18 protein-coding genes and 1 riboswitch are annotated in these 20620 nt (G+C 44.9%); of the genes, 8 read left to right on the top strand and 10 right to left on the bottom strand.

Annotated elements, in window-relative coordinates; translation table 11 throughout:
* Positions 1-128 precede the first annotated feature (128 nt).
* A complete protein-coding gene (locus tag BN1546_RS12080) occupies positions 129-644 on the top strand; it encodes a DUF2798 domain-containing protein (protein ID WP_176702365.1) in 516 nt (171 codons plus the stop codon).
* A gap of 60 nt (positions 645-704) precedes the next feature.
* Here BN1546_RS12080 and BN1546_RS12085 read toward each other — a convergent pair whose 3' ends face one another.
* Positions 705-1445 (bottom strand): SDR family NAD(P)-dependent oxidoreductase, encoded by a 741-nt coding sequence (locus BN1546_RS12085; RefSeq protein WP_090737651.1) that lies wholly within the window; start codon positions 1443-1445, stop codon positions 705-707.
* 159 nt (positions 1446-1604) lie between these two features.
* On the opposite strand from BN1546_RS12085, the gene BN1546_RS12090 reads away from it, so the two are divergent.
* Entirely contained in the window at positions 1605-2492 is an 888-nt protein-coding gene (locus BN1546_RS12090; RefSeq protein WP_090737653.1) for a LysR family transcriptional regulator, read from the top strand.
* A gap of 45 nt (positions 2493-2537) precedes the next feature.
* On the opposite strand, the gene BN1546_RS12095 is transcribed toward BN1546_RS12090, so the two are convergent.
* Positions 2538-3407: an AraC family transcriptional regulator gene (locus tag BN1546_RS12095; RefSeq protein WP_090737655.1), complete on the bottom strand. Its 870-nt coding sequence runs from the start codon at positions 3405-3407 to the stop codon at positions 2538-2540.
* 246 nt (positions 3408-3653) lie between these two features.
* On the opposite strand from BN1546_RS12095, the gene rlmN reads away from it, so the two are divergent.
* The 3 genes from rlmN (at position 3654) to BN1546_RS12115 (ending at position 6506) form a co-directional block, all read left to right on the top strand.
* Positions 3654-4751: a dual-specificity RNA methyltransferase RlmN gene (rlmN, locus tag BN1546_RS12105; protein WP_058830965.1), complete on the top strand. Its 1098-nt coding sequence runs from the start codon at positions 3654-3656 to the stop codon at positions 4749-4751.
* A 140-nt stretch (positions 4752-4891) separates the two neighbouring features.
* Positions 4892-5593 carry a dihydroorotate dehydrogenase electron transfer subunit gene (locus BN1546_RS12110; RefSeq protein WP_040102538.1) on the top strand — a complete coding sequence of 234 codons (702 nt, stop codon included), beginning with the start codon at positions 4892-4894 and terminating at the stop codon, positions 5591-5593.
* The gene (locus tag BN1546_RS12115) at positions 5574-6506 is read left to right on the top strand and encodes a dihydroorotate dehydrogenase (RefSeq protein WP_090737657.1); all 933 of its coding nucleotides are present in this window, start codon (positions 5574-5576) and stop codon (positions 6504-6506) included. Before BN1546_RS12110 ends, BN1546_RS12115 begins: the two co-directional genes overlap by 20 nt.
* A 101-nt stretch (positions 6507-6607) precedes the next feature.
* Here BN1546_RS12115 and BN1546_RS12120 read toward each other — a convergent pair whose 3' ends face one another.
* Positions 6608-6790, bottom strand: a complete 183-nt coding sequence (locus BN1546_RS12120) for a DUF2524 domain-containing protein (RefSeq protein ID WP_090737659.1) — start codon at positions 6788-6790, stop codon at positions 6608-6610.
* Between the two features lie 250 nt (positions 6791-7040).
* On the opposite strand from BN1546_RS12120, the gene BN1546_RS12125 reads away from it, so the two are divergent.
* The gene (locus BN1546_RS12125) at positions 7041-8666 is read left to right on the top strand and encodes an ATP-binding protein (protein ID WP_255305319.1); all 1626 of its coding nucleotides are present in this window, start codon (positions 7041-7043) and stop codon (positions 8664-8666) included.
* Positions 8663-9400, top strand: coding sequence for a response regulator (locus BN1546_RS12130; RefSeq protein ID WP_090737663.1), 738 nt, complete (start codon positions 8663-8665; stop codon positions 9398-9400). The genes BN1546_RS12125 and BN1546_RS12130 overlap by 4 nt, the downstream gene beginning before the upstream one ends.
* A gap of 51 nt (positions 9401-9451) precedes the next feature.
* Here BN1546_RS12130 and BN1546_RS12135 read toward each other — a convergent pair whose 3' ends face one another.
* Both BN1546_RS12135 and BN1546_RS12140 read right to left on the bottom strand, forming a co-directional pair.
* Positions 9452-10471 (bottom strand): 2-hydroxyacid dehydrogenase, encoded by a 1020-nt coding sequence (locus tag BN1546_RS12135; protein WP_090737666.1) that lies wholly within the window; start codon positions 10469-10471, stop codon positions 9452-9454.
* 18 nt (positions 10472-10489) lie between these two features.
* On the bottom strand, positions 10490-11545 hold the full coding sequence (locus BN1546_RS12140) for an AEC family transporter (RefSeq protein WP_058830969.1): 1056 nt from the start codon (positions 11543-11545) through the stop codon (positions 10490-10492).
* Between the two features lie 291 nt (positions 11546-11836).
* Between BN1546_RS12140 and mmuM the strand changes: the two genes are divergently transcribed.
* The gene (mmuM, locus tag BN1546_RS12145) at positions 11837-12784 is read left to right on the top strand and encodes a homocysteine S-methyltransferase (protein WP_058711910.1); all 948 of its coding nucleotides are present in this window, start codon (positions 11837-11839) and stop codon (positions 12782-12784) included.
* Between the two features lie 196 nt (positions 12785-12980).
* Here the strand turns inward: mmuM and BN1546_RS12150 are convergent, their stop codons facing one another.
* The 5 genes from BN1546_RS12150 to rhaB all read right to left on the bottom strand — a co-directional run bounded on the left by BN1546_RS12150 (position 12981) and on the right by rhaB (position 20172).
* On the bottom strand, positions 12981-15218 hold the full coding sequence (locus BN1546_RS12150; protein ID WP_172800039.1) for a GDYXXLXY domain-containing protein: 2238 nt from the start codon (positions 15216-15218) through the stop codon (positions 12981-12983).
* A 143-nt stretch (positions 15219-15361) separates the two neighbouring features.
* Positions 15362-16255, bottom strand: a complete 894-nt coding sequence (locus BN1546_RS12155; protein ID WP_058830971.1) for an AraC family transcriptional regulator — start codon at positions 16253-16255, stop codon at positions 15362-15364.
* Between the two features lie 268 nt (positions 16256-16523).
* On the bottom strand, positions 16524-17369 hold the full coding sequence (gene rhaD / locus BN1546_RS12160; protein WP_058830972.1) for a rhamnulose-1-phosphate aldolase: 846 nt from the start codon (positions 17367-17369) through the stop codon (positions 16524-16526).
* A 52-nt stretch (positions 17370-17421) separates the two neighbouring features.
* Positions 17422-18678 carry an L-rhamnose isomerase gene (rhaA, locus tag BN1546_RS12165; protein WP_058830973.1) on the bottom strand — a complete coding sequence of 419 codons (1257 nt, stop codon included), beginning with the start codon at positions 18676-18678 and terminating at the stop codon, positions 17422-17424.
* Positions 18679-18690: 12 nt separating this feature from the next.
* A complete protein-coding gene (gene rhaB / locus BN1546_RS12170; RefSeq protein ID WP_090737668.1) occupies positions 18691-20172 on the bottom strand; it encodes a rhamnulokinase in 1482 nt (493 codons plus the stop codon).
* A gap of 327 nt (positions 20173-20499) precedes the next feature.
* Positions 20500-20603: riboswitch (purine riboswitch) on the top strand.
* The last annotated feature ends 17 nt before the right edge of the window (positions 20604-20620 follow it).

Raw genomic sequence — 20620 nt, forward strand, 5'->3', positions numbered from 1 at the left:
TCGTTGAGATGAACGATGCCTTTTTTGTGTTAAAAGAGAGTGTCTATCGAATTGTTCACAAAATGTTCACTTATGTGAGGGTTTCGACTATTTATATAATTAGCAAAGCAAAAGAAGGGATGATGGAATTGCCAACAACGAAGAAAGAAAATATTTATTTTGGTTTAATGATGTGCTTGGGGATGGTCGTATTCATGACATTGTATAATCTATATACAAATGGCTTGATTGGCACCATGTCTCTAAAGGCAATGCTTCTTCAATTTATTTTATGTTTTATCACTGCTTTCGTATTGGAATTATGTATTGTCGGTCCAGTAGCAAAGAAAATAGCCTTCTCATTACCGTACGACAAATCCAAAAAGCTATTTGTAATTCTATCCCTTTCATGTTGTATGGTCATTGGCATGGTTCTCTGTATGTCACTTTATGGTTTGGGGACGGCTTACTTTTTTAATAGTCTTTCAGAAGGCTCATTATTTAAAAATTACTTGTCTTTAGTTGTTAAGAATTTTGCGTTTGCTTTTCCTCTACAGCTCTGCATTGTAGGGCCGCTTGTTCGCTATTTATTTGTTAGATTCGTGAAAGGTACAAGTATGGGGATGCCATTAGGCAAAAACGTAGTTAACGACGGTATTCGATAGCTCAACAGCCGCCTTCTGTCTGAGAAGGCGGCTTGTTTTTTACCCAGAAGCTCAGTACCTTTATAGCGTTTGTCCGCTGTCTACCGTAATGATCTGGCCTGTCATGGCTTCCTGTTCCAGGGCAGAGCAGACCATGCTGGCAATATCCTCAGGTGTAGAAACGCGCTGTAGCAGCAGATGAGGAGCCAATTGTTTCATTTGTTCTTCCCTACCTGCCCACCATCTTGTCGCCACCGCGCCTGGTACGATGCAATTGACTCGAATATCAGGGGCCAGGGATCGTGCTAACGATTTGGTCAGCCCGTGGACGGCTGCTTTGGATACTGCATAGGGTAGTGAGGAACCTAGCCCTGTTTGTCCAGCTATACTTCCCAGATTGACGATAGCTCCTTGTTGACTATGCTTCATACTAGGAGCTACGGCTCTAGCACAGTAAAACATGCCTTTCACATTGACATCCAAGAGATCATTCCACACCTCTTCCGTAACGGCTCCTAGATCTTCCATCAGAATATGATGTGTAATGCTGGCGTTATTCACCAATACATCAACCGTGCCGTATTGCTGAACAATCTGCTCGACCATATCCCGTACTTCCCGATCTTTGGAAACATCTGCCTGTAATGCAATTGCACTTCCTCCCTGTTCAAGTATCATACGTACGGTTTCCTCTGCCTCGTCTTTAGAACGGGAATAGTTTACGACTACAGTAGCCTTTCGATCTGCTAATTCTACACATATCGCTCTCCCAATTCCTGTACCGCCGCCTGTAACTAGGGCTACTTTTTGATGTAAATCCATGTATATCCGCTCCTTAGCCAACTCGTTAGTGTTGTGTGAGAAAAGTAATATAATCTGTTATGGATCATTGTAGAGGATGTATTATATTTTGTATAATTGAATTAACTGAACCTGTAATTCAATAAACTTGAATTAAACAAGCGACTTGGGAGTAGGAGAATGGATATTAAAGCACTCAAAACATTTCAGATGATTGTGAATTACGGGAGTTTTATGCGTGCGGCGGAAGCGTTGAATTATGCGCAATCCACTGTGACGATGCAAATACAGAAGCTGGAATCCGATCTAGGAGTTCAACTAATTGAGCGGGGCAAGAAAATAAAGTTAACTGAAGCGGGCAGGATGTTTTATGAGCAGAGTTTGCCCATTGTAAAAGACATGGGGCAACTGCAGGAAAATATGGAGAACCTGCAAAGGGGAACCGCAGGTGACATTCGTATAGGAGTGACTGAACCGACCGCCAGTTACCGACTACCCGAAATTTTAAAGCGGTTCTTAAACCATTACCCTCACATTCGGGTTTCTGTTGAGTTTGGGAATACACCTACATTAAGCGAGCGTATTCTCCAAGGGGATGTGGACATAGCATTATGCTCTGCCCCGGATTTGGGTACAGAGCTATATTTTGAACCTTTATTTAAGGAGAATTTTGTGGTTTTGATGCCTGAACATCACCCTCTTACAGAAAAGGAGTGCATTGGACCCGCAGATTTACAGGGGCATCGCCTACTTATTACGTCGTCCATCTGTCCTTATCGGCGCAAACTTGAAATGGTCGTGAAGGAACATGGAATAACTACGTTAGACACGATGGAAATTGGCAGCATGACGGCTCTAAAATCTTATGTGGAATGTGAATTAGGGATTGCCCTTGTGCCCCAAATTCTAGTCCATCCTGTCCCGGCAGGAACAGCAGTGAGGCAATTAAGCGGCAGCTTGATCGATATGACCTTTGGTCTTCTTTGTAAAGCAAACGAGGCACCGCTGAAGCTGGCAAGCTCAAGGCTATATTCTGTGTTAAAGCAGGAGCTTGGGCAATTGTCGTGAGCATACGATATCAAACCGACTGCAATAGGCAGCCGGTTCGTTTGGTTATTTTTTCGTAATGGGAATCCATACTTCACTTCGGTATTCCTCAGCATGAGTATCTCCCATGGTATATACCTCTAGCTCAGGCCCGCCTGAGTGCTCATAGTTGCTGGCAGGGAACCATTCCTGGTAAATTCTTTGCCATACCTTCTGGATCGAGTGAGGCATAGGGCCGATGGATGTAAACACGGCCCAGGTTGCAGCCGGGATGGTTCTGGCTTCTAATCCGTTCGAGGCTGCTACGTCTTCACTGCCCTCTGCGGCGATAAGGTAGCTAAACGTTTCCTCACCGTGCTTCATGTCCAGACATATACCGAGGATATCATCGCCTGTCCCCAAGGCATGAATGCGATCCGATGTGCCATCTGCGTTAAGTTGATCCCAGAATTTTGGGATTTCCCGAAGGTTTTCACCGTTCTTAGTAGTAACTTGAATGGACTTCCCAATGACCGTAAAGGCCGCCTTCTCTACAATTTTATAATCCATTTCCTGATCTCCCTTCAGTGATAGATGGAAGGTGATGCGTGGAAAGGCTTTCAGGTTCACTCCCGGGTTTCTGGCCTCAGAGGGAGAAATACCGTGTACCTTTCGGAACGCTTTAGAAAAAGATTCGGGGGAATCATAACTGTACTTGAACGCAATATCCAGTACTTTGGTGGTAGAAAGACTCAATTCCTGAGCAGCCAGGGTCAATCGACGTTTGCGCACATATTCTGCTACCGTAACGCCAGTCAGCATATAAAACATCCGTTGAAAATGAAAGGGCGACGAGTAGGCCGCCTTTGCAATTTCATCAATATCGAGGGGCTGCTGCATTCTTTCTTCCATTAGATCGAGCGCGTTCTTGATCCGAAGCAACCATTCCAACCACATCACCTTCCTTGGTTGTAATCATATCATTCACGGTGTCCGTCATCCTGTCTTTGCGTGCTTTTGTCGAACAGGATATCATCAGCCTGCCCCTTGTGTTCATAATTAAAATTTGGGACAATACAAGAAGTGTTTGAATAGCGCGGAGCGCTCAAACATGCTATGATGCAATGATAGTTGAGACGAGTCGTGATGGCTAGGGTTTATATATAGAAATACGAATTTTAACGTTTGAAAAGAGGATCGAACATGAAAAAGGAATCCATTTATGGATTAACGCTAGACCAATTGACAGCATGGCTCATGGAGCATGGACATAAAAAATCTCGGGCATTGCAGGTATGGGACGCATTGTATCGGAAACGGATTACTGATTTTGCGGCGATGACAGAGGTTCATGAGAATTGTACTCGCCTGTTGGCAGAGAACTTCTCTATTGAAACCCTGGAAGAACACGTGAAGCAACAATCAGCAGACGGGACGGTCAAGTTTTTGTTCCGTTTGCAGGATGGTAATTTGATTGAGACGGTATTAATGCGGCATAAGTTTGGATTATCCGTATGTGTGACGACACAGGTGGGATGCAACATTGGATGTAGCTTCTGTGCAAGTGGGCTGTTGAAGAAGAGCCGTGACCTTTCCAGTGGTGAAATCGTAGGACAAATTATGAAGGTGCAGCTGTATCTGGACCAGGAACGTCCGGGCGACCGGGTCAGTCACGTTGTGGTAATGGGAATTGGCGAACCGTTTGATAACTTTGTGAACCTGTCCGATTTCATTCGGGTCATTAAGGATCATAAAGGGCTGGCGATTGGGCCGCGGCATATTACCGTGTCCACAAGTGGCCTTGCCGATAAAATCATTGAATTTGCTGATTCCGATCTGCACGTCAATCTTGCGATCTCCCTCCACGCTCCGAATAATGAGATTCGTACCCGCATTATGAAGATCAACCGGGCGATCCCGATTGAGAAGCTCATGCAGGCAATTGATTATTACTTGGACAAAACCAATCGTCGGATTACGCTGGAGTACATCTTGCTGAAGGATGTTAATGACGGTAAGGAGCATGCGCTCGAACTGGCTGAGCTGGTGGGCCATCGTCGCAATCTGGCGAACGTGAACCTGATTCCATACAATCCGGTGGATGAGCATAGTCAATACCAGCGGAGTGAGTCGGAATCGATTACTGGCTTCTATGATGTTCTGAAAAAACAAGGTATTAGCTGTAGTGTTCGGCTGGAGCACGGAGTCGACATTGATGCGGCCTGCGGACAGCTGCGCAGCAAGCAAATTCGCAAGGATGCCAATAGCAGCCGCAATGCGGAGCGCGAAGCTATTAGTTAAAATATACGAGCGTACTCTCTAACAGGAGTACGCTTTTTGTATACATGAGCCATCGAACAAAACGTCAACTATAAATGTGAAAATAGTCACGTAATAGTTGCTGCTTTTACGTTATAGTGAGTGGTTAGTGGAGGGGTTATATGGCTAACGTAATTTCAAATGTGGCGCTCGTTCCGGGCATTTATGTGATGAAGATAGAGGGGAAATTTAAGGGGAAGATGGGTCAGTTCTACATGCTGCGCAGCGGGAATGGTTACCCACTGCTGCCCAGACCCATCAGCATTTATGATATTGGGGAAGAGAGCATTTCCTTTTTGTATCGGGTTGTTGGAGAGGGGACCCATCTATTTTCCCAATTACAGCCTGGTCAGGAGATTCAATTGGAAGGACCCTTTGGAAACGGGTTTCCGCAGGTTGAGGGCAGTTTGGCTTTAATCGGCGGTGGCATGGGTACAGCACCATTGTTATTGGCTGCAAAATATTACCCGCATGCAGACGTTTATCTGGGGTTTGCACAGCAGGCCTTCGGGGTTGAAGCGTTCGAGGCTGCGGCAGCATCTGTAGAGGTCAAGGTAGGGGGGAGCATCGTCGAGCAGGTCGATCCGGCTTGCTATGCGAATATGTTTTCCTGCGGGCCAACTCCGATGTTGCAAGCACTCGCGCTGAAAACGGCGGGTACAGCGTCCCGCTTATATATTTCAACAGAAAGACATATGGCCTGTGGCATTGGCGCATGTTTGGGCTGCACCGTGCGTACCCGTGGAGGCAATCGGAGGGTATGTAAGGAAGGGCCTGTATTCCCGGTGGAGGAGGTGGAGTTCGATGATCTCCATGGCGTGTAATATAGCAGGTGTACCGTTCAAAAACCCGATTATCATGGCATCCGGTACGTTTGGGTTCGGGCGTGAGTATGCGGAATTCTATTCTCCTGAACTACTCGGCGGCATCGTCGGCAAGGGGCTAACCCTTCATCCGAAGGCGGGGAATACGGGGCAACGAATACATGAGACAGCATCAGGCATGCTGAATAGTGTAGGATTGGAAAATCCGGGTGTGGCGGCTTTTTTGAAGGATGAACTGGATGACATGACTCGCTGGAATATGGCTGTTATCGCCAATGTGGGCGGCTCCAATCTGGAGGAATACGTTCAGGCCGTAGCCATGATTACGGAAAACGCGCAAAAACGCCGTACAATGAACCGTAGAGGCGTTGACATGCTGGAATTGAACATTTCATGTCCCAATGTGAAGCAGGGTGGGATGCAATTTGGTATCCAGACGGAGGTAGCGCGGGAGGTGGTGCGTCAGGTACGCAATGTGACGGCGCTTCCGCTAGTTGTCAAGCTGTCTCCAAATGCAGAGAACATCACGCAGATGGCGGTTATGTGCGAGGAAGAAGGCGCCGACGGCGTTTCGCTGATCAATACATTTTCTGCAATGAAAATAGATATACGTCGGCGCCGCAGTGTGTTCGCCAACACGTATGCAGGCCTTTCCGGACCGGCAATCAAGCCGATTGCCTTGCGCATGGTTCACCAGGTGGCGCAGGCGGTATCCATTCCCGTGATCGGGATGGGCGGGATCAGCTCTGTGGAGGACATTATTGAATTCACCATGGCAGGGGCCGCCGCCATTCAGGTGGGAACGTATAATTTTGCCCATTTACATGCAGGAGCTGAGTTGGTATATGGACTAGAACAATGGATGCAGCAGGAAAAGGTGCAGTCCCTGGATGAGATACGAGGAATTTTGTGAACCTAGCACTCATTTGTGTATAAACTTGAGCATACAAAACCGGCTTGTCTTCTAAGGCAAGCCGGTTTTGTATTTTATTTTACCGAACCAGCCAGACTTGACTAATGGTTAATATCGCATTTGTTCAAGATGAACGAAATTTGATTTTCCAGCTGGTGAATGGCTTCCTTGGATGCCTGGTCATTGGCACCTTGTGCCTGAAGCGTAGCGAGCTCCTGCTTGAGTTGATGAAGGTCTTCTCCTGCATGAGCGCAGTCGTAATTGCTCTCGAGATTGTCAATCATCCGTTATCCTCCCTTTCGTCAGGTATACGTCCTTATTATGGAGAATTGACCTTTCCTTATTCAGCATATTGTTTTATTTCAGGTAAAGGCTGCGTTATCCACTAATGGGGCGCGTAAAGCTTGTAAAATAAGAAGGGATTTTGTCAAACGATGTCGAATAAAAAGGGATTATAGGGGCAAGATAGGCTCTTCTTCCCATTGGAGAGCTTGATAAAGAAGCTGGGTGATAGGGTTGCGGTTAAAAGGTAAGTTGAAACCGAGAAGACAATTCAAAGTTTCGCTACAATTCATGATTATTATTTTGGTTGTTTTAGTTATTATTATTTCCTTGATTATATCCTTGCTTCTCATTCGTAATTTCGTGATTAACAAGCATTTTGATAATACGAAGGAAAAACTTTCAGGTATTGCCAAGGTGGTTGCCAGTGACAACGATGTTATTCGTAATGTTGAGCAAGGAGTCCCTGTGAAGCAAATCCAAGACTATTCGCTTGGAGTAATGCATAACGTTAATGTGGATTTTGTAGTCATACTGAACCACGATTTAATTCGGCTATCCCATCCGAATGAAACCATGATTGGCAAGCCGTTCTCTGATTTGGACGATGCCAGAAAAGCACTATCCGGTCAGGGACATTTTTCTGAAAATATCGGTGTTTTAGGCCAAGGCTACCGTTATTTTACGCCGATATTTAATCAACAGAAAGAGGTCATTGGCATTGTATGTGTAGGACTGACCATGAGAACGCTAAATCATGATTTGATGCAGGCGCAGTATACCATTTTTGGAGGACTGATGCTGGGACTCTTTAGTGGAGTTCTGGGCGCGATCATTCTGGCACAAAAAATCAAAACGATCTTATTTGGTCTGGAACCACAAGAGATAGCAACACGATTACGTGAAAAAGTAATTATTGAAAATGAGGTCGCTGAAGGAATTATAGCCATTTCGGCTGACAAGAAAATTATGCTTATGAACAAGGAAGCTCAGGCCAAGTACCAACTGGCGAATCAAGACAAAAAAGCCCCGATAGGCGAGCAGATCGATACCAACTTTTATAACGCGCTCTTCAAGAAAGTGTTTGATAGTAAGAAGAAGATCAAGGACCGCTCGTTTTATGTGAATGGTATAGAAGTCATTGCGACAGTAACCCCTATACATGTAGAAAATGAGTTTTTTGGGGCAGTTGCTACACTGCGCGACCAATCCGAGATGATTCATCTTAGCAATCAGTTGAGTGGCACAAAATATTATATTAACTCTCTTCGCGGACAGACGCATGAGTTTATGAACAAAATGCACGTGATCTCCGGACTGATTGAGATGAGGAAATATGAAGAAGTCAGTCAGTATATTCAGCAGCTAAATCACCGGTATCAAAATGAAGTAGGCTTTCTAACAGAGAGGATTAAGGTTCCGGCTTTAGCAGGTTTTATTATGGGGAAAATCAAAGAAGCACGCGAGCAGAATATTTCGGTGTTACTGGAAGAAAGCTCGAATGTATCCAATCTAGAAATGCAGGACATTGTTCATGATGTCATACACATATTGGGCAATTTTTTTGACAACGCGATAGACTCCATTTTACAAAAAAGGCAACCCGGCAAAATTGAATTGAAATTGAATTATGAGTGTGAGGGAAATGTGTTCATTTTGAAAGTGAAGGATAATGGTATGGGAATTGACTCTGAAATGCAACAAAGAATATTCGAGCATGGCTTCTCAACCAAAGGAGAGGACAGGGGGTACGGCTTGAATCTGGTTAAAACCATGGTGGACAATCACCAGGGCATCATTGAGATTGACAGCCAACCTGGTCTGGGAACAAGTATCTATGTAGAGTTGCCCTGTACATTGGAGGTGACGAGTGAATGAAGGTACTCATTGTTGAGGATGATCCTATGGTTGCTGAGCTCAATCAACAGTTTATTGAGCGTATGGACAACTTGGATGTGGTATGTAAAGCAGATACTGTCCAGAAGGCACAGGATTGTCTTCAGAAGTTCACACCTGATCTGGTATTGCTGGACGTTTATTTACCCGGGAAAAGTGGATTAACCTTGTTATCCCATATGCAGGAGCAGCAGTACCATGCTTCGGTTATTTTAATTACGGCTGCAAAAGATATTCAAACGGTAAAGGAAGCTGTTTTCTATGGAGTGGCAGACTATCTAATTAAGCCTTTTACATTCGAACGCTTTAAGCTGGCTGTTGAGAAAATCCAGCGTTTGGCCACGGTGATGGAGGAAGGGAACGGAATTAATCAAGCTGTCATTGATCAATATTTTAATAAAGAAGAGCCTATGGGTGTAGAAAAGAAAAAACCTGCTGAACAACTTTCCCCAAATCTATCGAAAAATCTGTCTAAAAACTTGTCCAAATTGACCATGACTACCATACTGAAGAGTATCCAAGAGCTGGACGGACCTTTTTCGGTTGAAACATTGGCCAGAGAAGTGGACTTGTCCCGTATTACAGTCAAAAAATATATTCAGTTCCTGGTAGACGATGGCTTCCTGATTGAATCGATAGAATACCACAAGGTTGGAAGGCCGCTAATGCTCTATCAGATCAATTCGGATATAAAAGAACCGCCATTTCCAGTATGACCTGGAGATAGCGGTTCTTTACTGTCCAATGAGTGTGCCAAGCTTCCTACCCTATTTCATAGCGAGAACAGGAAGTGGGACCAGATTGTCCGAAGAATGAGTTGTAATGATATCATGGAAGTTTTCGTAGCTGGTTTCAATCATGTTGGATAACGCAGTAACGGTATTCGAGCCGGCATGAGGTGTGACCAACACTCTTGGATACAGCTCCACAAGCTTCTGGATCGTTGGGTCCGGGAGCATTTGCCATGGGTCAAATGCTTTGAAAAATAGTTCTTCCTCTTTAGGAAAGACATCTGTTCCGAACCCTTCCAAATGATTGCTGAGCAAAGCATCCAGAATGGCTTGGTTATCTTGTAATTCCCCGCGTGAGGTGTTGATGAGAATAGCTCCCTTTTTCATTTTTGCTAAAAAGCTGGCATTAATCATTTGGTCGTTCTGTCCCGGCAGGTAAGGAACATGCACACTGACGATATCACTCTCTGCCAGTAGTTCATCCAAGGTTGTGAATGGAATGACGGCCTTGGCAGCCTCCGATTGGTACACATCATAGCCGATAACAGAAGCTCCTAATCCTTTAAATAATTTGGCTTCCGTCAGGCCGATGCGACCGACCCCGATAATCCCAACTTTACAATTGTGAATCTCTTTGCTGAACGTATGCTCGTCCACAATAAAATTTTTGAAAGAGCTTTTGGTAGTCATGTAAGCAGTGTGACGGAGCAGCATCATAGCAAGAGTTAAGGAAAGCTCTGCGATAGCATTCGGAGAGTAGGATGGCACACGTGCGACCTTCATTCCAAATTCGCTGCAGGCATCCAAATCAATATGGTTGATTCCGACGGTTCTGGTGAAAATATATTGAATGCCGTACTGATTGAATTTTGCGAGATTTTCCCGATTGGCAGCACAGTTTCCTCTTAACAAAACAGCATCGTGATGCTGGGCCAGTTCTGCATTGCTGGAGGTCAGCAGCTCTTCTACTAGCGTTAGCTGGAAATTATATTTATTAAGCTCATGGAAATAGGGCTTCTCATATGAACGGGCACCATAGCAGATGATTTTTAACATGTTGTTTCCCCCCCTGATTTAGAAAATTCCAATTTTATCGATGACATTGAGCGTAATAATCCACACCGGAATCATGACGACGGAAGTAATAGTTGATAGAAGCGATGCGTTGGAAGTTAGTACAGCTTCCTTATCAAAACTGATGGCATAGGCTGCGGCTACGGTAGCTGTAGGAGTAGCCATCATAATGACAATGGTAGATAAAGCGACAGTATCGACCGACAGAATATGAGATATAGTCAACAAAGCCAGCAAAACGATGTTCACAATAGGTACCAGCCAAACTTTAACAAGGCTGTAATACCATGATGTCTTGTCTGTAGCTGCCGACTTGAAGCTGATTTCACCCAAAGTTGAACCAATCGATAACCAGGCCAATGGAGAAGCTAGTCCGGCAAGGTAGGTCATGGGCTTGAACAACCAGACAGCGGTTTGATCAATTCTTAGAAAAGCAAACTGCTGAATGGCCCCATCCTCTGTAGTCACACTCATTTGTGGTAAATAACCCTGGAACAACCAAACAAACAAGCCTATAAAAGTCGCAATAACAATCGGATTCAAAAACATAGTTTTGAGATTTTTAAGCTCCATTTTTAAGCCGCTCATTTTGATATAGCCATAAGAATATAAGAAAATGCGGTAGCCTATATTAAAAATGGAACTGTACATCACTCCAGTAGGACCGTAAATGGCACCGACAATGGGAATTCCGAAAAAAGTAGTAGAACCGAAAATGGTTAGTACCCGCAAAACATCCTGCTTATCCTTGTTGTAGCTCAGGAAGAACGGCTTGGAGATAAAGATGAGAATGATATAAATGAGAATCCCCCATATTAAAACATTCATGCCCTGTTTTAATATTGTAGGATTGATATCCTGCATGAAAGAATTAAAGGCTAGTGCTGGTAGAGCCACAGTGAGAACAACCTTAGATAGCATCTTTCCTACGGCTGCGGTAAAAATCCCCTTCTTGCGGCAAAAGAAGCCGAGCAGGATAATAAAAACGGTAGAAGCGATAGAACTGACAATACTGTTATCTGTTAAGGTCGCTGTAATCATTTCTAGTAAAGACATAGATAAAACCCTCTCTTGTACCTTTTTTCACATAAATGACGATGCAAAATGTGACAATGCAATTCCCTGATCTTTTGGCCAAAGTGTTTGGTTTGCACCTTTATAGTAAAAAAACTTTGTGAAAAAAAGAACAATATCTAATTAATTTAACTTATGAAACTAATTTAAAAAATTTATACGTCACATCAGGATGTAAATGTGAGGTGCCCATCAACATACATGCTATAATATAAAAAATTAAATCCAACCTAGTCAGTGGGTTAAATAGATTAGACAAGCAGGAGGGTCCGCATGAATCCGATACAACGTATAGTGAACAAATTTCAGCTGATCGTGCTGGACGGCGCAATGGCGACTGAATTGGAACGTCATGGGCATGATCTGAACGATAGCTTATGGTCGGCCAAAATACTCTATGAACATCCGGATTCGATCAAGCGTGTACATCGAGATTACTTTGAGGCTGGGGCAGACTGTGCGATTACGGCGAGCTATCAGGCCACTGTGGAAGGCTACGTTCAACGAGGGCTGAGCGAAAATGAGGCGTTGAAGCTGATTCAGTCATCGGTGCTGATTGCTGTACAGGCACGAGATGAGTTTTGGGCCGATGTGACGGCTACTGCAAGTCAGCAGCATCGTCCCAAGCCGCTGGTTGCGGCCTCTGTCGGACCCTATGGAGCGTTTCTCGCTGATGGTTCAGAGTATCGCGGTGATTACAAGCTGAGCGAAGAGCAGCTTATGGAGTTTCACAGGCCGCGCATGAAAGCTCTGATCGAGGCGGGAGCAGACATTTTAGCTTGTGAAACGATACCCTGTCTGGTGGAAGCCAAGGCTATTGCCCGCTTGCTGAAGGAATTCCCCGGTACGTATGCCTGGATCAGCTTTAGTGCAAAGGATGAGCAGCATATCAGTAACGGCGAGTCTGTCGCCGCATGTGCAAAGTGGCTGAATGAGCATGAGCAGGTGGCTGCGGTAGGGATCAATTGCACGTTGCCCAAATTCATTCCATCTCTTATTCACGAAATACACAGCCATACGGACAAGCCGGTGGTGGTATATCCCAATCTGGGGGAGGAATATGACCCGGTCACCAAGACATGGCAGGGCCATACTTGTACAGAAACGTTCGGACAGAGTGCCCGGCAGTGGTATGAAGCAGGAGCGCGTATGATTGGTGGCTGTTGTCGGACTCAGCCGCAGGATATTAAAGAAATCGTGGCATGGTCGAGAGAGATATAAACGAGGATAAGCTTTAGGGAAAGGTTATCATGGAGTTTTCCTCCATTGCCGCAAAAGAAAAAGCAGGCTGAACCAAGTTATGCTCCAGCAATGGAGCAACCTGGTTCAGCCTGCTTTTTGTACAAATAAATTTTTAAAGCCCCGCTTCGTTCACTATCTCTACCTCTCTACCTCTCTACCTCTTTGCCAATCCAGATCAGCTTTCCACCAAACGTTCCAGCAGTGCGTCTCCATTGCGGCTGACCCGAATATAGGCGTAATGAGCGTTCTGTTCAACAGTACGTCCGGTTCCTTCAGGAATGAAATAATTCTCAATACCGTACAGAATACGAGAACCATTCCATTGTCCATTGAGAACAATTTCATGATGGGCAAGTTTCTCACCATCTTGATATAGACGATCAGCAATGTATACTCCTTGGCTATTTGGTGTGAGAACGACTTTAACCTTGCCTCGGTTCCAATCCTTCTCCTGAAGAGAGTTCTTAGAAGGAGGAGTAGAAACATCGTAATTCAGTGCCACATAGTCGCCCTGTAACAGGGAGCGCGGGTCTATAGGAGCCAGCTTGAGCTTAACGGAGGTACCTGTGGCGAGCAGGGTTTCACTTCTCGCCGTCTGATAGCCGATAATTCCTAGCTGTAGCACAATGACAATGGCAATGAGTAACGGGCTTAAGCGCATAAAGCTAAAGCTGCGGTGGTCGGCATCGAACGCTGTTTTGCCGCTATGGGCCATTCGTCGATCGAACCACCAGGTAATTCCCAGTACAATGATTCCCAGTAGCGCCAGTGTAAAAGATTTATAGAGCAGCGTCCACAATAAATCATAGTATTTGAAGCCGATAAAAATAAACCAGAATACGACGCTTGTAATAGCCTCCGATTTTTGTTTGTGACGGATAAAGGCAAAGACCATCCATGTAACGATAACAAAATAAAAAATGTTCATGAACATATAAGAGTGTGGAATGACATCCTCGAAAAACGTCGTCCAAAACAGGAACAATAAGCTGAAAAATAATGAACTATCCCGAAGATGTCCTTTTAGCTCTGTCTTGGGTCTAAAGTAGCTTAGCCCATATAAGACGGCATTGAGAGCGAACAGGGCGAAGATGATGAACTTATAGGTCCAGTTCCAGCCATCCCACTCTTGATACTGTTGAAACAAAACAGTTGCCATATTCAGGTTTACAAAAGTATAGGCAAAAAATCGCTGCCTTTTCCCCTTGGAGCGAAACCATCCGGCGATGGAAACGATCAGAAATAATACCGAAAGTAGCGTCTGATCTGACCATAGAATGGCCGCCAGGCCGGTAATATAGCTGATGGTCAGCAGCGTATAACGGATTACAGAATCCAGCTTGGACTCTGGTATGACGATCATCGTAATCATCAGCAACAAAGACACGCCCAGCAGTACATATTCGGTGTGATTTACGTTCGTGCTAATCATAATCAGTCCGATGAGAGATATACTGCCAATCAGCACTCCAACCACTTTGATTATGCGAGATACGGTTTTGGTGATCCACTCACTGCTATGTTCCTCAGGGACGGCTGTCTCATCCGGAGATGGTTTTCCCAAACGATTTAAATAACGGAAAAACCATACGTTACCCGTCAATAGCAGTGCCACAAAAATCAACCCGAAAACAAAGAATGGTGATGAAGAGTACGCCTCTGCCAGCTCTATAAATTTAAAGACAGCAAACGCCGAAAGCGCCAATGCATTCAAGGTCAGTAACGTTTTATTCACCCGAACCTTGGTAAATATATAAAATCCTAAAGCAATCACAGCGATATGCGGTATATTCATGATTAGGCCATATCCATCGAATGCAAAGGAGTTGGTCATCGCCAACATAGCTATATGGAGAACAGTAAAGCTCATATATTGTAGTGGAGCCGAATGTATACGATGAAGGAACGTCAATAGAAATAGCACCAGATTGAATATTGCGAACACTCCAGCGATGGACAACGATTCCAGTTGGCTATAAGACGGGCTTTGCATCGTTGGATAGAAGTAAAGCCATACCCCTAAATGAATCAGTACATAAGACAGCATATATAAAGGATTGTAGCGAGTAATCCAGCTAAGCAGTAAAGCCGGCACTGACCAAATGAAAAACAACCCGTAGCTGTCCGCATGGGAGTTGTAAATTTGACCGAGCAACGCCACGGAAATGCCGAAGGCTACACAGCCAGCCACCAGAAATATATTGGACAGAAAAGCTTGTTGCCCGGGAACAGCACGTATACGTGCAAATACAAAAGATAAGCCATAAAACAAAACAATAAGCGCAACAGCTAGCACAATTTTGACTGTTCGATCCAGTCCGCCCCAATTGGAGGCGAAAAAATAAATAATCGCAGCCAGTATCAGTGAGATGCCCAGCAGATAACCTGTACGTATAGCATTGAATCGCAGCATGGAATTCACGTACCTTTCCTGTTGGTTTGATGCTTATTATAGCGTTGATAGCGCTCAGAACCAAGTACAAATTAGGATCAGGTCATAAAAAAGGGAGAGCCGCCGTATGATGGTGGTTCTCCTGTATCATTACTGGATTCCGACTAAGCGTTGGCAGTGCGGATCTCTTGCCGGGACTGATGCCGGAAGCGATACTCTCGGGGTGGGATTCCTGCTGTTTTCTTAAATGCTTTGGAAAAGGTGGACATATCGGTATATCCGATGGATTGGGCGATAATCGACAAATTGTAAGTAGTTTGTTCCAGCAATCTTTTGGCTTCGTTAATCTTGAGAGTTTGCAAATACTTGGCGGGGGATATGAGAAAGGTGGAATGGAATTTACGTGAAAAATGCGCACGATCCACACCTACATGCTCAGCAATTTGCTCGATTGTAACACGGTCACAATAATGCATTTCGATGTAATCTTTCCCCTGCTGGAGCCAATAATCAGAGCATACAGAGTTGCGCAGCGCGCCAGATGTGTTGCGGGACAACTCCTCGAAGATCTGGTGTAGTGTAATTAAGCGGGCCAGATCGCTGCCCTGTCTGTTGTGGTCGTTGACGATGGAAAATAGGTTGGAGATAAGCTCGAGGATGTCCTCGCTCACTGCGTTAGCTATAAATGGCTTAGAGGGGGTAATCCCGATCCGCTCCAGTAGCGCCAGTGATTTTGGTCCCTCAAAGGCAATCCATACCTTTTGTAACGGGTGCTCTTGGTTGGTGTAATATTCATGGGCAAGATGGGGGAAAAAACAGAATAAATCAGACTTTTGGACAAGATACTTCTTTTCCTTATAAATGAACTCAGCCTGCCCTTCAAGTGCAAAAATAAAATAAAAATAAGGGACAGCCTTGGGGCCGACATGACAGCTTGTTTTCGAAATATCCATACCCAGTCTGACCGGCCAAATAGCACTGGATTTTTCTAGTTCGGTTGTTGTGAAATAATGGTCTTCCACGATGTCGAAGTGATCTTCATTCTTTGTTCTTCTCATATTGTCACCTCTCCTTTGGTGGAGATAAGGGAATTTTGATTTTATTGTATATAAAGGAAAGTGTAATTACAAGTTAATTCATTGGAATTTGGGGTTATAAAATTAAAACGGTTTATAGAGGATACTGTTTATACCTGCTGTCGGATCGTGTCATGGGTAAAACATTCGAATCCAGTAGCATTCAGTTATGCATGATAAAGGCTCCATGGCTGGTAAGAGACGAGCCGTGGAGCTTTATAGAGTTCGGTGCTATACGATTAGCCTATGTCTATACGTTCAGGATTCCTTCTTTTGGGATAACATTAAAGGCTTTAGCCAGATCGGCCAATTCCTGATCTGTAATCCGTTGCTTGATCTCATGCTGAGCAATCAGCATATAAATTTGTGCTGCTTTTTCAATTGTTTCAATCAGGCCAAACGCTTCATCAATGGAGCTACCTGTTCCGAAAATGCCGTGATGAGGCCATAATACAGCGTGATGATCCTTCATTTTTTTCGCTGTTTCGCGGCCGATTTCGCTGGAGCCTGGCACCATCCAAGGGATTACACCGATACCGTCTGGAAAGACTACGATACATTCGGTACACATTTCCCACAGCGTTTTGGTGAATTTGTTTTCGTCCAAACTATGAATAAAGGTCATGGCAATGACATGAGTGGCATGATTATGGATCACAACCCGATGGTTAGGATCGACCTTCAAGCGTTCAATGTGGCTCATAAAATGAGATGGCAATTCGCTGGTAGGAACCGCGTCATGTTTGAGGCCCCACAAAATTTCTAACTGCTCACCATCTTGGGATACACGCAGGACTCCTAAATTGGCTTCCGGATCGGCAATAACGTTTTTGAAGTACTTGCCTGATCCAGTGACGATAAAATATTTGCCTGCCAGTTCATTCACTGGGAAAGCGGGTTTAATCGTTCGAATGACTTTTTGAATATCAATATATTTGGCAACCTCGGCCTCATCCAGAATATAACTTACATTGCCTCCATTGCGTTCATCCCAGCCGAATTTCCACATGTTTTGCGTAATTTCCGCCATCTCTCGAACAAATGGGATATCCAGTCCTGATTTTCGTTCTTTTTGATTCTCCAGCACAGTAGTCATGGATGATCTCTCCCTTTGGATGATATGAATATAAAATTATCAGTGCAGTAGTTTATCGTTTCAGCAGGACCTGTTGTTCATAGTTTTTAGCTTCGGTTAGCCATTCCTCACGAACGGGAACGCCGTTTTGAGCGCAATAGTAATCCCATACAGCCCCAAACGGATAGGATTTAAACTCTTCGACCAAGGCAAGGCGTGTCGTGAAGTCTCTTTCCTCTTCGGCCTTTTTCAGTTCCTCAATCGGTTCCAGCATGGCGCGAAGCAACGATTTGATGGTGTTGCGTGTTCCAATGACCCAAGCAGCCACATGGTTAATACTCCCATCAAAGAAATCAAGGCCGATATGAGTGCGGGAGAGCAGCTCACCGCGAACCAGCTCACGGGCAATGTCCAGCAATTCGTCGTCCATCGTCACGACATGATCGCTATCCCAACGAACAGGTCTGCTGACATGGAGCAATAATTGATCGGTAAACATCAGCACAGAGGACAGTTTGTTCGAAATGACTTCTGTCGGGTGGAAGTGACCGGAATCGAGACAGATAGATTTACCCCGTGTCAGGGCGTAACCCATATAGAACTCATGAGAGCCGACGACATAGCTTTCCGAACCGATGCCGAACAGTTTACTTTCAACTGCGTCGATGTTGTAATCTTCACTAATTTCCTCGCTGAAAATCTCGTCCAGAGCGTCCCGCAGACGTTCTCTTGGAGCCAAGCGATCCACCGGGGTATCCTTGTAACCATCCGGCATCCAGTGGTTTGTGACACATGGCTGACCGAGTTCTTTACCGAAATGTTCTGCAATCCTGCGTGATTTTTTACAGTGTGTGATCCAGAAATCGCGAATATCCGGATCCTTGTGACTTAGTGTGAAGCCATCCTCCGCTTTGGGGTGGGAGAACAGGGTCGGATTAAAATCAAGTCCAAGCCCTTGCTGTTTGGCCCAGTCTACCCAGTTCTGAAAATGGCGTGGCTCCAGTTGATCCAAATCTACTTGTTCTGTAGTATCCGCATAGATCGCATGCAGATTAACCTTGTGTTTACCGGGGATGAGCGATAGAGCTTTTTCTAAATCCTGACGCAGCTCATTAGGCGTGCCTGCTCTACCTGGGTAGCTGCCTGTTACGGCAATTCCCCCGCTAAGCTGTTTATCTTTGAACAGGAAACCCTGCACATCGTCTCCCTGCCAGCAGTGTAGTGATATTTTAATTTGTGAGAGCTTCCGTAAAACGTCATCCACCTGAATACCGTGGCGGGCATACAGCTTTTTCGCTTCGTTATAACTCGCTTCAATGGCTTCGTTCATGACTTTACTCCTTTATTGAGATATGTGAGTAGGGGATGTTGCTTGTATTTTGAGGCGTTCCCAGCGATCCAGAAGCTCTTTCATGCCTTCCACTGATTGCGGCTCATATAGCCGAGTAGGGAAGGAGTTAGCTATGGTTCGGCCAGCAGCTTTCAGATCTCCAAGAGCACCAGAGCTGATTAATTGCACAACAATATTGCCGATGGCTGTCGATTCGGAAGGTCCTGCCTGAACCTCGATTTCTAAAAGGTCGGCTGTTAGCTGACATAGTAATTCGTTGTTAGCGCCTCCGCCGACAATGTACAATCGGGTAATCGTTTCGTCCGTTAAATGTTGTAGTTCATGTAAAGCGTCTCGGTAGCTTAAGGCCAGACTGTCGAAAATACAGCGGGCAAGCGCGCCAGGTGTGTGCGGGATAGGCTGCCCGGTTTCTTCACAGAACCTCTGAATCTCAAGGGTCATACTATCTGGATTTAAGAATGAGGACTGGTTGCAGAGGACGAGACTGACAAATGGTGTCTCTGCTGAAGCCAATTCGGCCAATTCAGCAAAACTATGTGCAGAGCCTCCCTCTCTTCTAACCTCCTGAATCATCCATAAGCCCATAATATTTTTCAAAAAACGGTACGTATCGTAAGAGCCCCACTCATTGGTGTAGTTCGCCTGCATAGCTGTCTTGGTATTCAAGGGTTGGGATCGTTCCATACCCAGTAGCGACCATGTTCCACTGCTAATATAAGCCCAAGACTCTTCCCGCGGTGATGGAACACCTGCAACCGCTGAGGCGGTATCGTGCGTAGGCACAAGGATGAGTTGGCAGTCTGGAAGATCGTACTTCCGAACAAGCTCCGGCAAAATGGGGCCCAGGACGCGTCCAGGCTCAGCCAGCTCCGAAAATTGATTGCGCCGAAGCTGGAGCAGGGAGAGCAGATCCTCATCAAATTCTCGGGTGTTTACGTTGAGAAGCTGCATCGTGGAAGCATTGGTCATTTCATTGACCATAATGCCAGTCAAGCGATAGTACAGATAATCGGGAACCATCAATATTTTATCTGCCTGGGCGAGTTGTTCCCGATCATGGACGAACAGCTGATACAAGGTATTAAAGTTTAGTTCCTGGATGCCCGTTTTCTCATATACATCCTCTCGGCTGATGAGCTGGTGCAGCTTATCGGGGGCTTGTAGAGTGCGTGCATCGCGGTATGCGTACACCTCATGGATGCGATGACCTTCCTTATGAAGTAACACGTAATCTACAGCCCATGTATCAATGCCGAGCGTACAGGATTCAATCCCGTTTTGCTTAGCCTTTTGCAGTCCTTGAATGATCTCATCAAATAAATTGTCTATGTTCCAGTAATTGTGCCCGTGCCTCTCAGTAAAGGAGTTGTTGAAACGATGAAGCTCTTGCAAGTGAATTTGTTCACCTTGTAGGGTTGCACTCACGAGTCTTCCGCTTGAAGCTCCAATATCAACAGCAAGATAGTTGTTCATATCTAATCTCCTTGCATGGTGAAGTCCTGGCAGCCCGAAAGTCTGCCTTTTGTTTCTTAACTAATTCCATACTACTTCCGTTTGTCTGTGTAGTCAACGTAAACGGAAGTAAAAACCTTGGTTTTATCTTTGGAATTAAAAATAAAATTAAAAACAAATATTGTTTTGTGTTGTTTTCCGTTTTTTAATATCTGTTTTCTACTATATATATACCTCAAACAGGGATCGGTGTGTTGCTGCGATATTCAAATTGTGGAAGGTTCTCCAAATGCCGCTGTTTGTATGAAAAATAGTCTTGAAACCGCCCGCCAGAGGGTGTAGTATACAAGATATCAATTTCATATGACTCGTATAATATTGGGGATATGGCCCAAAAGTTTCTACCGGATGACCACTGTAATCGTCCGACTATGAGTGATAGCGCATCAGCTTCGGATGAATGCGGGCA

This window comes from Paenibacillus sp. Mc5Re-14 (assembly GCF_001049835.1).
Taxonomy (GTDB): Bacteria; Bacillota; Bacilli; order Paenibacillales; family Paenibacillaceae; genus Paenibacillus; species Paenibacillus polymyxa_C.

Bases quoted from the DNA above. Each gene is read 5' to 3' on its own strand.
- BN1546_RS12085 (WP_090737651.1), bottom strand. From the start codon at position 1,445: ATGGATTTACATCAAAAAGTAGCCCTAGTTACAGGCGGCGGTACAGGA.
- BN1546_RS12090 (WP_090737653.1), top strand. From the start codon at position 1,605: ATGGATATTAAAGCACTCAAAACATTTCAGATGATTGTGAATTACGGG.
- BN1546_RS12095 (WP_090737655.1), bottom strand. From the start codon at position 3,407: ATGTGGTTGGAATGGTTGCTTCGGATCAAGAACGCGCTCGATCTAATG.
- rlmN (WP_058830965.1), top strand. From the start codon at position 3,654: ATGAAAAAGGAATCCATTTATGGATTAACGCTAGACCAATTGACAGCA.
- BN1546_RS12110 (WP_040102538.1), top strand. From the start codon at position 4,892: ATGGCTAACGTAATTTCAAATGTGGCGCTCGTTCCGGGCATTTATGTG.
- BN1546_RS12115 (WP_090737657.1), top strand. From the start codon at position 5,574: ATGATCTCCATGGCGTGTAATATAGCAGGTGTACCGTTCAAAAACCCG.
- BN1546_RS12120 (WP_090737659.1), bottom strand. From the start codon at position 6,790: ATGATTGACAATCTCGAGAGCAATTACGACTGCGCTCATGCAGGAGAA.
- BN1546_RS12130 (WP_090737663.1), top strand. From the start codon at position 8,663: ATGAAGGTACTCATTGTTGAGGATGATCCTATGGTTGCTGAGCTCAAT.
- BN1546_RS12135 (WP_090737666.1), bottom strand. From the start codon at position 10,471: ATGTTAAAAATCATCTGCTATGGTGCCCGTTCATATGAGAAGCCCTAT.
- BN1546_RS12140 (WP_058830969.1), bottom strand. From the start codon at position 11,545: ATGTCTTTACTAGAAATGATTACAGCGACCTTAACAGATAACAGTATT.
- mmuM (WP_058711910.1), top strand. From the start codon at position 11,837: ATGAATCCGATACAACGTATAGTGAACAAATTTCAGCTGATCGTGCTG.
- BN1546_RS12150 (WP_172800039.1), bottom strand. From the start codon at position 15,218: ATGCTGCGATTCAATGCTATACGTACAGGTTATCTGCTGGGCATCTCA.
- BN1546_RS12155 (WP_058830971.1), bottom strand. From the start codon at position 16,255: ATGAGAAGAACAAAGAATGAAGATCACTTCGACATCGTGGAAGACCAT.
- rhaD (WP_058830972.1), bottom strand. From the start codon at position 17,369: ATGACTACTGTGCTGGAGAATCAAAAAGAACGAAAATCAGGACTGGAT.
- rhaA (WP_058830973.1), bottom strand. From the start codon at position 18,678: ATGAACGAAGCCATTGAAGCGAGTTATAACGAAGCGAAAAAGCTGTAT.
- rhaB (WP_090737668.1), bottom strand. From the start codon at position 20,172: ATGAACAACTATCTTGCTGTTGATATTGGAGCTTCAAGCGGAAGACTC.